This is a genomic window from Citrobacter sp. ANG330 (genome assembly GCF_047467925.1).
Taxonomy (GTDB): domain Bacteria; phylum Pseudomonadota; class Gammaproteobacteria; order Enterobacterales; family Enterobacteriaceae; genus Citrobacter_A; species Citrobacter_A amalonaticus_G.
Genome location: NZ_JASJUI010000005.1, coordinates 79783 through 93540 on the forward strand (window position 1 = coordinate 79783; position 13758 = coordinate 93540).

10 protein-coding genes are annotated in these 13758 nt (G+C 55.7%); 2 read left to right on the forward strand and 8 right to left on the reverse strand.

Annotated features, from left to right (window positions below; all coding sequences use genetic code 11):
* Positions 1-37 precede the first annotated feature (37 nt).
* The 6 genes from QNN88_RS13155 to acnB form a co-directional block, all read right to left on the reverse strand.
* Positions 38-802, reverse strand: coding sequence for a DeoR/GlpR family DNA-binding transcription regulator (locus QNN88_RS13155; protein WP_414240612.1), 765 nt, complete (start codon positions 800-802; stop codon positions 38-40).
* Positions 803-811: 9 nt separating this feature from the next.
* A complete protein-coding gene (locus tag QNN88_RS13160) occupies positions 812-1795 on the reverse strand; it encodes a D-threonate 4-phosphate dehydrogenase (RefSeq protein WP_414240613.1) in 984 nt (327 codons plus the stop codon).
* Positions 1785-3056 (reverse strand): D-threonate kinase, encoded by a 1272-nt coding sequence (gene dtnK / locus QNN88_RS13165; RefSeq protein WP_414240614.1) that lies wholly within the window; start codon positions 3054-3056, stop codon positions 1785-1787. The genes QNN88_RS13160 and dtnK overlap by 11 nt, the downstream gene beginning before the upstream one ends.
* Positions 3053-4006, reverse strand: a complete 954-nt coding sequence (locus QNN88_RS13170; RefSeq protein ID WP_414240615.1) for a 2-keto-3-deoxygluconate permease 1 — start codon at positions 4004-4006, stop codon at positions 3053-3055. The genes dtnK and QNN88_RS13170 overlap by 4 nt, the downstream gene beginning before the upstream one ends.
* Positions 4007-4187: 181 nt before the next feature.
* Complete coding sequence (yacL, locus tag QNN88_RS13175) at positions 4188-4550, reverse strand: protein YacL (protein ID WP_414240616.1); 363 nt, start codon at positions 4548-4550, stop codon at positions 4188-4190.
* A 175-nt stretch (positions 4551-4725) separates the two neighbouring features.
* Positions 4726-7323, reverse strand: coding sequence for a bifunctional aconitate hydratase 2/2-methylisocitrate dehydratase (acnB, locus tag QNN88_RS13180; RefSeq protein WP_414240617.1), 2598 nt, complete (start codon positions 7321-7323; stop codon positions 4726-4728).
* A gap of 398 nt (positions 7324-7721) precedes the next feature.
* Here acnB and QNN88_RS13185 point away from each other — a divergent pair, with 398 nt between their 5' ends.
* A complete protein-coding gene (locus QNN88_RS13185) occupies positions 7722-9368 on the forward strand; it encodes a DUF3300 domain-containing protein (protein ID WP_414240618.1) in 1647 nt (548 codons plus the stop codon).
* Between the two features lie 12 nt (positions 9369-9380).
* Positions 9381-10172 (forward strand): DUF2950 family protein, encoded by a 792-nt coding sequence (locus tag QNN88_RS13190; protein WP_414240619.1) that lies wholly within the window; start codon positions 9381-9383, stop codon positions 10170-10172.
* 55 nt (positions 10173-10227) lie between these two features.
* On the opposite strand, the gene lpdA is transcribed toward QNN88_RS13190, so the two are convergent.
* Together lpdA and aceF are read right to left on the reverse strand one after the other, a co-directional pair.
* Complete coding sequence (lpdA, locus tag QNN88_RS13195; RefSeq protein WP_042997911.1) at positions 10228-11655, reverse strand: dihydrolipoyl dehydrogenase; 1428 nt, start codon at positions 11653-11655, stop codon at positions 10228-10230.
* Positions 11656-11855: 200 nt separating this feature from the next.
* Positions 11856-13757: a pyruvate dehydrogenase complex dihydrolipoyllysine-residue acetyltransferase gene (gene aceF, locus QNN88_RS13200; protein ID WP_414240620.1), complete on the reverse strand. Its 1902-nt coding sequence runs from the start codon at positions 13755-13757 to the stop codon at positions 11856-11858.
* Position 13758 lies beyond the last annotated feature (1 nt).

The window sequence follows — 13758 nt, forward strand, 5'->3', positions numbered from 1 at the left end:
TATCTCCAGGGTTATCCCAACGTCTGTCACCGGATTATTAAGGTTGTACCAGCGTCAGGGCGACGGATTGCGCTTTCAGTTCGGCCTGCACGGCCTGCGGTAAATTAACATCGGTGATGACGTCGGTAAAGCGGCTGAGAGAGGCGACATTAAACAGTGAATGGGCACCATATTTACTGCTGTCAGCCAGCAACACCTTACGCTGGGCGTTAGCGATAACTTCCTGCTTCAGCCCCGCTTTGTCCTCGGTCGGCGTGGTCACACCCTTTTCCATACTCCAGGTGTTACAGCTCATAAAGGCGATATCCGGGTAGACGCTGCGCAGCATTTTGCGACCAAACTCACCGATGCAGGACTGGCTGCTGTCATCAATCCGGCCGCCGACAATGGTCACTTCTATCTGGCGAAACTCCGATAAAAACAGGGCGATGTGCAGATCAACGGTGATAATGCGTAATGGAAGATGCGTTAAACACTTCGCCAGTTCCAGCATGGTTGTACCGGCATCGAGCACTACGGCATCGCCAGCCTGGACCAGAGATGCCGCATAACGTGCAATCGCCCGTTTTTCGGCGGGCGATCGCAGTTGTTTCTCGTTGGTGGTGGGTTGAGCAGGTTCAAAGCGCCGTAACGCAACACCGCCGTGGCTGCGACTGATCACCCCTTGTTCATCCAGTTTGATCAGGTCGCGTCGGATCGTCGCCGGGGATGCGTCAACGGCATCCACGAGTTGTTCCACGGTCACCAGCGTATGATTTTTCAAATACGCCACTATCTTATCCAGACGGTGTTGTCCTTTCATAACAGGAAATTACGCCAGTTGCATTGCCAGTTTAATCGATACGGCCATGCTCTCAGATTTTGCTTTTCCCGTCCAGGCGATATCAAATGCCGTCCCGTGATCGGCAGAGGTGCGGATAAACGGCAACCCCGCCGTGATATTGACGCCATCGTAAAAACCAAGCAGTTTCAATGGGATATGACCCTGGTCGTGATACATCGCCACCACCATGTCATATTGCCCTTCATACGCCTGTAAAAACACGGTGTCCGGCGGACACGGACCGTAAACATCTATCCCCTTCGCCTTCATGTTCTCAATCGCCGGACCGACGATGCGAATCTCCTCATCGCCAAACAGCCCGTTCTCCCCGGCATGGGGGTTCACTCCGGCCACGGCTATACGCGGCTGCGTATAACCCACACGCTTCAGAAAGGTGTCGGCGATACCAATCACCGTTTCCACGCGCTGTCCGTTCAGGGTATCGAGGAACTTACGCAGGGCGATGTGGGTGGAAACATGAATGACTTTCAGCTTATCGGTGTAAAGCACCATCGCATAGTCGCGGCTTTCCGTCAGCGTCGCCAGCAGCTCGGTATGCCCTGGGAAATGATGTCCACCCAGGTGCAGCGCTTCTTTATTCAGCGGCGCAGTGGCGATAGCATGAACATCGCCTTTCATCGCCAGTTCTGTCGCCCGTTTTACGCAGCGATAGGCCAGATCGCCTGCCTGTGCTTGTACTTTACCCGGCTCCAGCGCTTCCGGCTGTGCCAGCGGTTCATCAATCACATGAATGATGCCAGGTGCGAATCGGGCGTCCGCCACCTGCGTAATGGCGCGAAACGTCACGCCTTCAGCCAGACCCGCAGCCTGTAACCGCTTCAGCGTATGCAGGCATCCCACCACCACCAGCGGCGCGCCGTTAAGTTCATCTTCACTGAGCGCTTTAACAATAATTTCCGGACCGATCCCCGCAGGATCGCCCATCGTAATCGCGACTGTTTTAGTTACCACTGTACATCTCCTCAATAAAATAAAGCGCATCACAAAGGGTGCTGTCGGAGCCGAATCCTCCTGCTTTGGTGATCACCGGCAGATCGTCAATTTCGCTGTTCACAAACGTGCCGCACGGAATACACGGCGCCACCTCGCGTTGAATACGATACCCTTCCGCCCCCAGCGCACTGGCAACGGCGGTCGCAATATCCCCTCCGGTCAGGAACAGGCCGCCAATACGCGCCTGCTCAATAATGCGTAATGTGATTATGCCAAGACGCTGGCTTAACCGTTCGCCAAGCGCCTGACGGCTCATCCCCACGCTGGCACATAGCGTGTCGATCATCTGTCGGTCTTCTGCGCTCCGGCTGGTACGTAAAATTGTATGCTGTTGGTGGCTCAGTAACGCACAGGCCTGTTCCACCACCGATGCTATCTCCTGCGCGAAGTGGGCAGAAACCAACCGTGAGACATCGATATCAACAACCTTTGCTCTCCCCTGACACAGCGCCTTGTCTACCTGACGCCGTGTGGCTTCACTCATCGAACCCGCCACCACCAGCACCGGGAGCTCCTGCTTTTCCTGCATGAACATTCTGACGGGCAACGCATTGGCGAGCCCGGCGGCTCCCACCAGTAACGGCAGTGTCTCCTGTTCACAGATGGCTTGTGCAATCAGCGACAGATCGCGATCTTCCACCGCGTCCACCACGACCATGCATTCGCCCTGTTTAGCCAGGGCGCTCAACAGCGCGCTCAGTTGTCCGCGACGGACATCATCGAGCGACACTTCATGCACCGGAATGTCACTTTGCAGCGTGACCAGTTCCGCAATGCGCGAAGAGATAATCGGCGTTTTGGGATCGCTGGCAAATTCGGTCTCCAGAAGTGGGATGCCATTGACCAGGCACAGTCCGTCACGCGTCGTGCGCCCTGCGGCGGGGATTGCCGCAGCAATCACTGCCAGCTTGCGGTTAGCGGCGCGCATCGCCGCCGCCACCTCGGCGCCCACGTTGCCACGAAAGGTCGAGTCGATTTTTTTATATACCAGCGGCGTGTTTGCCCCTTCGCACCAGGAGGCCAAAGCCTGATGGACGGCCTGCGCGGCGTTTGCCGCAGGAATTGCCCGACTTTCGGTGTTGATCACCAGCACATCAGCACGACGGGAAGGCTTCTGCGTCGGGGTGAGCATTACCTCCGTGCGCGCCCCTTTTTTCGCCAGCTGTACGCCGGTATCGTTAGAGCCCGTAAAGTCATCGGCGATAACGATCATTTTCATGCTTTATTCTCCTGAGCAACCTGACGCGCCTGCTTTTTGGCTACCCACGAGGTGAGGATCGGCGTCAGGATCGCGGTAGTGATCACCGAGGCGGCAATCAGCGGCGCAGCAGCAGCGGCAACTTGCGCTAGCGAAGGGTCAGCCTGCGCAATCGCCAGTGGCGTCGCGACGGCATTACCCGCCGTACTGGAGGCTGCCGCACCGGCAATTCCACTCCCCCCCACCAGACGGTCTGCGCGAATGTTGAAAAAACCGCCGACGAACGTGGTCAGCACACCCAGCAGGATACCCGCCAGACCGCCCTGCAGCAGCATCTCCAGGTTAATACCGGCCCCCAGCGCAAAAGCGAAGAACGGAATCAACAGCGGCCCGCCTTTGGTCAGGAAATCACGCATGTTGTGATCGAGGTTGCCGAGGATCATGCCGACCACCAGCGGAACCAGGACCGCCACCAGCGCCATGATCGGAATGTTGGCCATTCCTGCGGCGCCCAGCGCGATCATCGTAAAGAACGGACCGTCATTGAGAGACAGAATGGAGATCGCGCCTACATCGCGTTCATTGCCGAACTCACCGACTAACGCCGCGTACAGCCCGCCGTTGGAGTTACTCATGGCGGCAATAATCGCCACGCCGCTCAGGCCAAAGATCCCATCCGCGCCGAACAGATGCTCAACGCCCAGACCGATCGCAATGGCAATCAGCAATTTAGTCAGTGTGATCGTACCGCCTTGCAACAACGCCTGGGGCGCTGCTTTTACGCTGATCCCAGCCCCCATACACAGCAGGAATGCGCCGATCAGCGGCGCAGCGCCGTTTTTAAACAAGGCAGTGGTAAAGCCGCCGATCTCCAGCGCCTGCGGGGCAAAGGTATTGATAATGGCACCGATAACCAGTGGCACGACCATCATGCCGCCGGGTACGCGTTCTATTGCCTTTTTGATGTTCATGGTCTTCCCGCCTGTTGTTATGTTGTGATTAAATTAAATCATAACGATTATATTTAATCAAATTAAGAACACAAACGCGCCGGATCACAGTTTTAAAATGATTAATAAAAATCAAACAATCATTTTTTGGATAAAAAAAAGCCGAACGCAAACGCCCGGCTTCATTGTTGATTGAAATCATTCAGGATTGACGCAGAAATTCCCGGTATGCGTTTATCACCTGAAGAAAATCCTCAACGCCGCACAGCGACAGGCTCTCTTCATCGTAGTAACTCATCCCTTCTTCCATTTCGTCGCCCGAAAACTCCAGTTGATTGGCGCGGATCATGACCTCTTCGCCATCCATCCAGAGCGTATATTCATGCCCTGCCCGTTGCCAGGAACGTTCGCTGCCTTTCAACGCGTGTGCCGCTTGCTCCACTTCCTCCAGCAGTGCCAGGTTTTCTTTCACTTCTTCATTAAACCAGTGCCCAACCACTTCGTGCCCCATGGACATGCGCACCAAAACTCGCCCGGTAACATCACGCAGAAATTCGTAATCCATAATGTAGTCCTCTGCTCCCGGCAATGCGCCAGTACCGCATTGCGCCTTGGTTTAATTATCGCAGCCTGGACGCAGAAAAAAAGCGGATCGGGTATAAGGAATAGAAAATAAAAATGCCCGGAGAAGCGCGCTTCTCCGGGCATTGACGCATTTTTACGCGAAAGGCGTTAACGCATTACACTGCGGTCTGAAAAATCACACCGTCTGCTTTCTCGGTGTACTGAGAGAGCTGGTCGAAGTTCAGGTAACGATAGGTATCAACTGCCGTTTTATCCACCTGCGCTACATAGGTCTGGTACTCTTCCGGCGTCGGCAGTTTGCCGATCAGCGCCGCTACCGCCGCCAGCTCCGCAGAAGCCAGATAGACGTTCGCGCCAGTCCCTAAACGGTTCGGGAAGTTACGTGTAGATGTTGAAACCACCGTCGCGCCGTCGGCAACACGCGCCTGGTTACCCATGCACAGTGAACAGCCCGGAATTTCAATACGCGCACCGCTCTTACCAAAGACGCTGTAGTAGCCCTCTTCAGTCAGCTGCGCGGCATCCATACGGGTTGGCGGCGCCACCCACAGACGCGTCGGCAACTGGCCTTTGTGTGCATCCAGCAATTTACCGGCCGCGCGGAAGTGACCAATGTTGGTCATGCAGGAACCAATAAACACTTCGTCGATTTTGTCGCCCTGCACATCAGAAAGCAGACGCGCATCGTCCGGATCGTTCGGCGCACACAGGATAGGCTCTTTGATATCGGCCAGATCGATGTCGATCACCGCAGCGTATTCCGCATCCGCATCGGCTTCCAGCAGTTGTGGATCCGCCAGCCATTTTTCCATGCCCTGAATACGACGTTCCAGCGTACGACGGTCGCCATAGCCTTCTGCGATCATCCACTTCAGCAGAACGATGTTGGAGGTCAGGTATTCCACGATCGGCTCTTTGTTCAGCTTGATGGTACACCCTGCCGCAGAACGCTCGGCGGAGGCATCAGTCAGCTCAAACGCCTGCTCGACTTTCAGATCCGGCAGACCTTCGATTTCGAGAATACGGCCAGAGAAGATGTTCTTCTTGCCTTTCTTCTCAACGGTCAGCAGACCCTGTTTGATCGCATACAGCGGAATGGCGTGTACCAGATCGCGCAGGGTGATACCCGGCTGCATTTTGCCTTTGAAGCGCACCAGCACCGATTCCGGCATATCCAGCGGCATGACGCCGGTCGCCGCAGCAAACGCCACCAGACCCGAGCCCGCCGGGAAGGAGATGCCAATCGGGAAACGGGTATGGGAGTCACCACCGGTACCGACGGTATCCGGCAGCAGCATGCGGTTCAGCCAGGAGTGGATCACGCCATCGCCCGGACGCAGCGAAACACCGCCGCGGTTCATAATAAAGTCAGGCAGCGTGTGGTGCGTGGTGACGTCAACCGGCTTCGGATAAGCGGCTGTGTGGCAGAAGGACTGCATCACCAGGTCCGCAGAGAAGCCCAGACACGCCAGGTCCTTCAGTTCGTCACGGGTCATTGGACCGGTGGTATCCTGAGAACCTACGGAGGTCATCTTCGGTTCGCAGTACGCCCCCGGACGGATGCCCGCTACACCACACGCACGACCTACCATTTTCTGCGCCAGCGAGAAACCACGGCTGCTTTCAGCCACGTCTTTCGCCTGACGGAAAACGTCTGAGTGCGGCAGGCCCAGCGCTTCACGCGCCTTGGTGGTCAGACCGCGACCGATGATCAGCGGAATACGACCGCCCGCACGCACTTCATCAATCAGCACGTCGGTTTTCAGTTCAAAGCTTGCCAGCAGTTCGCCAGTTTCATGGTTACGTACTTCACCTTTGTACGGGTAAACGTCGATCACATCACCCATGTTCAGGTTTGACACATCCACTTCGATCGGCAGTGCGCCTGCATCTTCCATGGTGTTGAAGAAGATAGGGGCGATTTTACCGCCGAGGCACAGACCGCCGCCGCGCTTGTTCGGCACATGAGGAATGTCATCCCCCATGAACCACAGCACGGAGTTGGTGGCGGATTTACGTGAAGAACCGGTCCCAACGACGTCACCGACGTAAGCCAGCGGGTAACCCTTTTGTTGCAGGGCTTCAATCTGTTTGATCGGGCCTACGACGCCCGGTTGATCCGGCTCGATACCTTCGCGGGCGTTTTTCAGCATCGCTAACGCGTGCAGCGGGATATCCGGGCGAGACCATGCATCCGGCGCCGGAGACAGGTCATCGGTGTTGGTTTCACCGGTCACTTTGAAGACGGTGACGGTCATTTTTTCAGCCAGCGGCGGACGGCTCAGGAACCATTCAGCGTCGGCCCAGGACTGCATCACCTGCTTCGCAAATTCGTTACCCGCTTTGGCTTTTTCTTCTACGTCGTAGAAGTTATCGAACATCAGCAGCGTATGGGAGAGCGCTTTGGCGGCAATCGGCGCCAGTTTCGCATCGTCCAGGGCGTCGATCAGCGGATGAATGTTGTAACCGCCCTGCATGGTGCCGAGCAGTTCAATCGCTTTTTCAGGCGTAATCAGCGGGGAAGTCGTTTCGCCTTTCGCGACGGCAGCGAGAAAACCCGCTTTGACATAGGCGGCTTCATCGACGCCAGGGGGAACACGGTTGATCAACAGGTCTAACAGGAATTCTTCTTCGCCCGCAGGCGGATTCTTTAGCAGCTCGACGAGCGCGGCCATTTGGGTTGCATCTAAGGGTTTGGGCACAATCCCCTCGGCGGCACGTTCTGCTACGTGCTTACGGTATTCTTCTAGCACGACGGTTCTCCTCGCTCTCATTGTCATAGTGCGGCGCTTTATCGATGGGCGATTCTCTTCACGCTCCTGTGAGACAGCAGTTTGTAGGGTAAATGCCCGGTTCCGCAATGGGCAGAATAACAGGATTTTAGCGGGGTGTTAATCTGTTTACAAAAAAGCAACATAAAAAAGTGGCTGAATCGTTAAGGATGGTCTAATGCCCTTTTCCCTTCACGAAGCGGGGTCGATATCGCTGTTACGAATGGTCACATTATTTCGTATTCTTATAATCACGGAACGACACCGATCCCAAGATTAGTCAAAAATTAAACTATCGTCTCTTTATACTCACGCATCACTGCACCTGCGGGTGGCAGCACTTCGACCATAGCGATTTCCAGGAAATCGGGAGTAAGAAAATGACGTTGCCCTTTAAACCCCACGTGCTTGCGCTGATCTGTAGCGCCGGTCTACTCGCTGCTTCAGGCGTGCTGTATGTCAAAAGCCGCACGCCGGAAGCCCCGACTCAGCCCACGACTCCCGTCGCCGCACAACCGGTCACAGAAGCGCCCCCTGTTGCTAAAAGCACCTTTAGCACCGCGCAAATCGATCAATGGGTCGCACCAATTGCCCTCTATCCGGACCCGCTGCTTTCTCAGGTTCTGATGGCCTCGACCTACCCGGCGAATGTCGTTCAGGCAGTACAATGGTCGCGCGATAATCCGACACAGCAAGGCGATGCCGCCATTCAGGCAGTCGCAAACCAGCCGTGGGATCCCAGCGTGAAATCGCTGGTTGCTTTCCCGCAACTCATGACGCTGATGGGGGAAAACCCGGAGTGGGTACAAAATCTCGGCGATGCGTTTCTGGCGCAACCGCAGGACGTGATGGATTCCGTGCAACGCCTGCGCCTGCTGGCCCAGCAAACCGGCTCGCTCAAATCCACTCCGCAGCAGACAGTAACCAGCACGCCGAAAAAGAGCGCCACAACTGCGCCCACAAGCACAGCCTCCGCGACAAAATCCAGCGCCGTTTCCGCCGCCCCAGCCTCCACGGTGATTAAAATTGAACCTGCCGATCCGCAGGTGGTATACGTCCCCAGCTATAACCCCTCCACGGTTTATGGCACCTGGCCTAACACCGCGTACCCACCGGTGTATCTCCCGCCGACACCAGGGGAACAATTTGCCGGCAGTTTTGTGAAAGGGTTCGGTTACAGCCTGGGCGTCGCAACGACTTACGCACTGTTCAGCAATATCGACTGGGATGACGACGATCATCACCACGATGATCACCATCATGATGACGATCACCACGGCGGCAACGGTTATCAACACAACGGCGATAACATCAATATCAACGTGGATAACTTCAACCGCATCTCCGGGCAGAATCTGAAAACGCAGAACATGACCTGGCAGCACAACCCGGCGTATCGCGGCGGCGTGCCGTACCAAAACGCCTCAACGGCGCAGCGCTTCCATACGACCGACGTCAGCGGCGGCCTCAGCGCCACACAACAGCCTGCTGCGACCGCCTCCCGGGACAGCCAGCGTCAGGCGGCGATGGCACAACTGCAACAGCGTCATCCGGATGCGTCAAAAACGCTGGCTCAGCAACCAACGGCCACAACGCGTGATGCCCAGCGCAAAGCGGCGTCCCAGCAGTTGAATCAGGTTGCCCAACGCAATAACTATCGCGGCTATGACGACAACAGCAACAACGCGCGTCGTCAGAATGCGCAGCAGACGCTGAAACAATCGACCACGCCGACACAACAACAGCATCGTGACGATCTCAGAGCCAAAGCGCAGCAACACCCTGTCTCACAGCAACAGCGGGAGACGGTACGTCAGCGCGTCGAGTCCTCCTCGTCACAGCCGCGCCAGCCTGTATTCCAGCAAAACCGGGCGAACGTTTTTAGCGGCAATGACAGTCGTTCGCCAAACTGGCAATCACAGCGACAGCGCGGCCAGGAGAGCCGCCGTCTGAGTAACGTCAGCAATGAGCAACGAGCCCACATGCGCGAACGCGCATCTGAACACCATGAATTTCGTCGTCGTTAACGGGAGCCGATAATGAAAAAAGTACTGTTAAGCACCCTGCTGCTCTCGCTGCCGTTAATGAGCTACGCCCAGCAGATGTTCTCCACACCGGACGAAGCCGCCAGCGCCTTTGCCCGTGCAATTGCCGGCAATAACGATGCGCAACTGAACGCTCTGTTAGGTGATGACTGGCAACAGTATTTACCGCCTAAAGGCGCGGACCCGGAAGCCATTGCGCGCTTTAACCGCGACTGGAAGGTCAGCCATCAGATTGTGCAACAAGGTAACGTGGCCCACCTGAACGTCGGTCAGGAGAACTGGCAGTTGCCCATCCCCATCGTGAAGGCGAGTAAAGGCTGGCATTTTGATATGTCTGCCGCGCAGGATGAGATCCTCACGCGTACGATTGGCCGCAACGAACTCTCGGCGATTGAAGCCATGCGTGCCTACGTCGACGCCCAGTATGACTACTGGCAGCGCAAACAAGCTTTTGCCACCCGAATTATCAGCCATGCCGGTCAACAGGACGGTCTGTACTGGCCAGTCAAACCCGGTGAAGCGCCCAGTCCGTTAGGTCCGGCCTTCAGTCCTGAGTCGCCTGGCGAAGGATATCACGGCTATTATTTCCGCATTATCGCCAGCGATAACACAAAAGGATTTGCGCTGCTCGCCTGGCCGGTTACCTGGGGCGAAACGGGTGTGATGAGCTTCATGGTCAGTCAGGACGACCGGGTGTATCAGACGGATTTAGGCAAAGATAGTGGACTAAAAGCTATCGCGATAGAAAAATTTACGCCACACGAGCCGTGGAAGCCGGTGGAGTAACAGGCATAAAAAAAGCGGCATTTACGCCGCTTTTTCGTTACCGGAAGGCTGAAGATTACTTCTTCTTCTTCGCTTTCGCGTTCGGCAGGTCAGTGATGCTACCTTCGAACACTTCTGCCGCCAGGCCAACAGACTCGTGCAGAGTCGGGTGAGCGTGGATGGTCAGCGCGATGTCTTCTGCGTCACAGCCCATTTCGATTGCCAGACCGATCTCACCCAGCAGCTCGCCGCCGTTGGTACCGACAATCGCACCACCGATAACGCGGTGAGTTTCTTTGTCGAAAATCAGTTTGGTCATACCGTCTGCGCAGTCGGAAGCGATAGCACGGCCAGAAGCAGCCCACGGGAAGGTGGCTGTTTCATAGCTGATGCCTTTCTCTTTCGCTTCTTTCTCCGTCAGACCAACCCATGCTACTTCTGGTTCAGTGTAGGCAATGGATGGTATCACTTTCGGATCGAAGTAGTGCTTCATGCCCGCGATAACTTCGGCGGCAACGTGACCTTCGTGAACACCTTTGTGCGCCAGCATCGGCTGACCGACGATATCGCCAATAGCAAAGATGTGCGGCACGTTGGTGCGCAGCTGTTTGTCAACACGGATGAAGCCACGGTCGTCCACTTCCACGCCTGCTTTGCCAGCGTCGAGGTTTTTACCGTTCGGCACACGACCGATTGCCACCAGCACGGCATCATAACGCTGCGCTTCAGCAGGCGCTTTTTTGCCTTCCATGGAAACGTAAATACCGTCTTCTTTCGCTTCAACGGCAGTCACTTTGGTTTCCAGCATCAGGTTGAATTTCTTGCTGATGCGCTTGGTGAAGACTTTAACAATGTCTTTGTCGGCCGCCGGAATAACCTGGTCAAACATTTCAACCACGTCAATCTCTGAACCCAGCGCGTGGTACACAGTCCCCATTTCCAGACCGATGATACCGCCCCCCATAACCAGCAGACGCTTCGGTACGGATTTCAGTTCCAGGGCGTCAGTGGAATCCCACACGCGCGGATCTTCATGAGGAATAAACGGCAACTGGATCGGACGGGAACCCGCCGCGATGATCGCGTTGTCGAAGTTGATCACGGTTTTGCCGTTCTCGCCTTCCACTTCCAGGGTGTTCGCCCCGGTGAATTTACCCAGACCGGTAACCACTTTCACTTTACGGCCTTTCGCCATGCCAGCCAGACCGCCGGTCAGCTGAGTGATTACTTTTTCTTTCCAGGTACGAATCTTGTCGATATCGGTTTTCGGCTCGCCGAAGACGATACCGTGTTCTGCCAGCGCTTTGGCTTCTTCGATAACTTTGGCTACGTGCAGCAGTGCTTTAGAAGGGATACAGCCGACGTTCAGACAAACACCGCCGAGGGTGCTGTAACGTTCTACGATGACGGTTTCCAGACCTAAATCAGCGCAACGGAAGGCTGCAGAGTAACCTGCGGGGCCTGCCCCAAGTACCACGACCTGAGTTTTGATTTCAGTACTCATCATGACCTCTTAATTTATTTCCGGCGAATCCCTGGTCTTGTCGCCCATCGTCCACCGGGTCGTTCTATCCGTCCGTATTTTACAAAATTGTTAACAATTTTGAAACAACAAAACGGCAACGATTTATCTTTAGCACTAATAACCCCAAAACCATCATGAGATTACCAGAAAAAAGCCGGCCGTCGGGCCGGCTTTTTTGCTTACATCACCAGGCGGCGAATGTCAGACAGCATATTGTTGATGATGGTAATGAAACGCGCACCATCAGCACCGTCAATCACGCGGTGGTCGAAGGACAGAGAGATCGGCATCATCAGACGCGGTACGAACTCTTTACCGTTCCACACCGGCTCCATCGCGGACTTGGAGACACCGAGGATAGCCACTTCCGGCGCGTTCACAATCGGCGCAAAGTGAGTGGTACCCAGGCCGCCGATGCTGGAGATAGTGAAGCAACCGCCCTGCATTTCGCCAGCAGTCAGCTTACCGTCACGCGCTTTCTTAGAGATCGCCGTCAGTTCACGAGACAGCTCGGTCACGCTCTTCTTGTTCACATCTTTAAAGACCGGAACCACCAGACCATTCGGCGTATCTACCGCCACACCGATGTTGATGTATTTCTTCAGCGTCAGGCGCTGACCGTCTTCGGACAGAGAGCTGTTGAAGCGCGGCATCTGCTCAAGAGCAGCGGCAACGGCTTTCATGATGAACACAACCGGGGTGAATTTCACGTCCAGTTTGCGCTTCTCAGCTTCGGCGTTCTGCTGTTTACGGAACGCTTCCAGATCGGTGATATCGGTTTTGTCGAAGTGAGTCACGTGCGGGATCATCACCCAGTTACGGCTCAGGTTAGCACCAGAGATTTTCTGGATGCGGCCCAGTTCCACTTCTTCGATTTCACCAAACTTGCTGAAGTCCACTTTTGGCCACGGCAGCATGCCCGGGATGCCGCCGCCGGTGGCAGCAGCAGGTGCAGATTCAGCGCGTTTCACCGCGTCTTTTACATAGGCCTGAACGTCTTCGCGCAGGATACGGCCTTTACGACCGGTGCCTTTCACTTTCGCCAGGTTAACGCCGAATTCGCGCGCCAGGCGGCGGATCAGCGGGGTCGCGTGCACGTATGCGTCGTTTTCAGCGAATTCAGTTTTGCCTTCCGCTTTAGCCGGTGCAGCGGCCGGTTTCTCTGCTTTCGCAGCCGGAGCCGGTGCAGCCGCTTCCTGCTTAGCAGCCGGAGCCGCGGCAGGCGCAGCGCCTTCCACTTCGAAGATCATGATCAGGGAGCCGGTGGAGACTTTATCGCCGGTGTTGATTTTGATCTCTTTGACGGTGCCCGCGAACGGCGCCGGGACTTCCATTGAGGCCTTGTCGCCTTCAACGGTGATCAGTGATTGTTCAGCGGCCACTTTATCGCCCACTTTCACCATCACTTCGGTCACTTCAACTTCGTCACCGCCGATGTCCGGTACGTTAACTTCTTTAGAGCCGGATGCCGCGGCCGGAGCGGAAGCCGCCTGCTCTTTGACTTCAGGTTTTGCAGCCGCAGCCGGCGCAGCGCCTTCCACTTCGAATACCATGATCAGGGAGCCGGTGGAGACTTTGTCGCCAGTGCTAATTTTGATCTCTTTAACCTTGCCCGCGAACGGAGAAGGAACTTCCATGGAGGCTTTGTCGCCTTCCACGGTGATCAGAGACTGCTCAGCGGTCACGCTGTCGCCAACTTTGACCATGATTTCGGTGACTTCAACTTCGTCGCTGCCGATATCCGGTACGTTAACTTCTTTCACGCCGCCCGTTGCAGCAGGGGCTGCCGCCGGAGCCGCTTCTTCTTTCTTCTCTTCTGCCTTGGCAGGTGCAGCGTCAGCTGCACCGTCGGCGGAATCGAAAATCATAATCAGTTTGCCGGTCTCGGTTTTGTCGCCGACAGAGACTTTAATCTCTTTTACGACGCCAGCCTGCGGAGACGGGACTTCCATAGAGGCTTTATCGCCTTCTACGGTGATCAGCGACTGTTCGGCTTCTACCTTGTCGCCCACTTTGACCAGGATCTCGGTGATTTCAACTTCATCTGCCCCGATGTCCGGTACTTTGATTTCGATAGCCATT

What these genes read in the sequence shown, in the direction of transcription:
- QNN88_RS13155 (WP_414240612.1), bottom strand. Translation starts at nt 802, where the DNA reads ATGAAAGGACAACACCGTCTGGATAAGATAGTGGCGTATTTGAAAAAT.
- dtnK (WP_414240614.1), bottom strand. Translation starts at nt 3,056, where the DNA reads ATGAAAATGATCGTTATCGCCGATGACTTTACGGGCTCTAACGATACC.
- QNN88_RS13170 (WP_414240615.1), bottom strand. Translation starts at nt 4,006, where the DNA reads ATGAACATCAAAAAGGCAATAGAACGCGTACCCGGCGGCATGATGGTC.
- yacL (WP_414240616.1), bottom strand. Translation starts at nt 4,550, where the DNA reads ATGGATTACGAATTTCTGCGTGATGTTACCGGGCGAGTTTTGGTGCGC.
- QNN88_RS13185 (WP_414240618.1), top strand. Translation starts at nt 7,722, where the DNA reads ATGACGTTGCCCTTTAAACCCCACGTGCTTGCGCTGATCTGTAGCGCC.
- QNN88_RS13190 (WP_414240619.1), top strand. Translation starts at nt 9,381, where the DNA reads ATGAAAAAAGTACTGTTAAGCACCCTGCTGCTCTCGCTGCCGTTAATG.
- lpdA (WP_042997911.1), bottom strand. Translation starts at nt 11,655, where the DNA reads ATGAGTACTGAAATCAAAACTCAGGTCGTGGTACTTGGGGCAGGCCCC.
- aceF (WP_414240620.1), bottom strand. Translation starts at nt 13,757, where the DNA reads ATGGCTATCGAAATCAAAGTACCGGACATCGGGGCAGATGAAGTTGAA.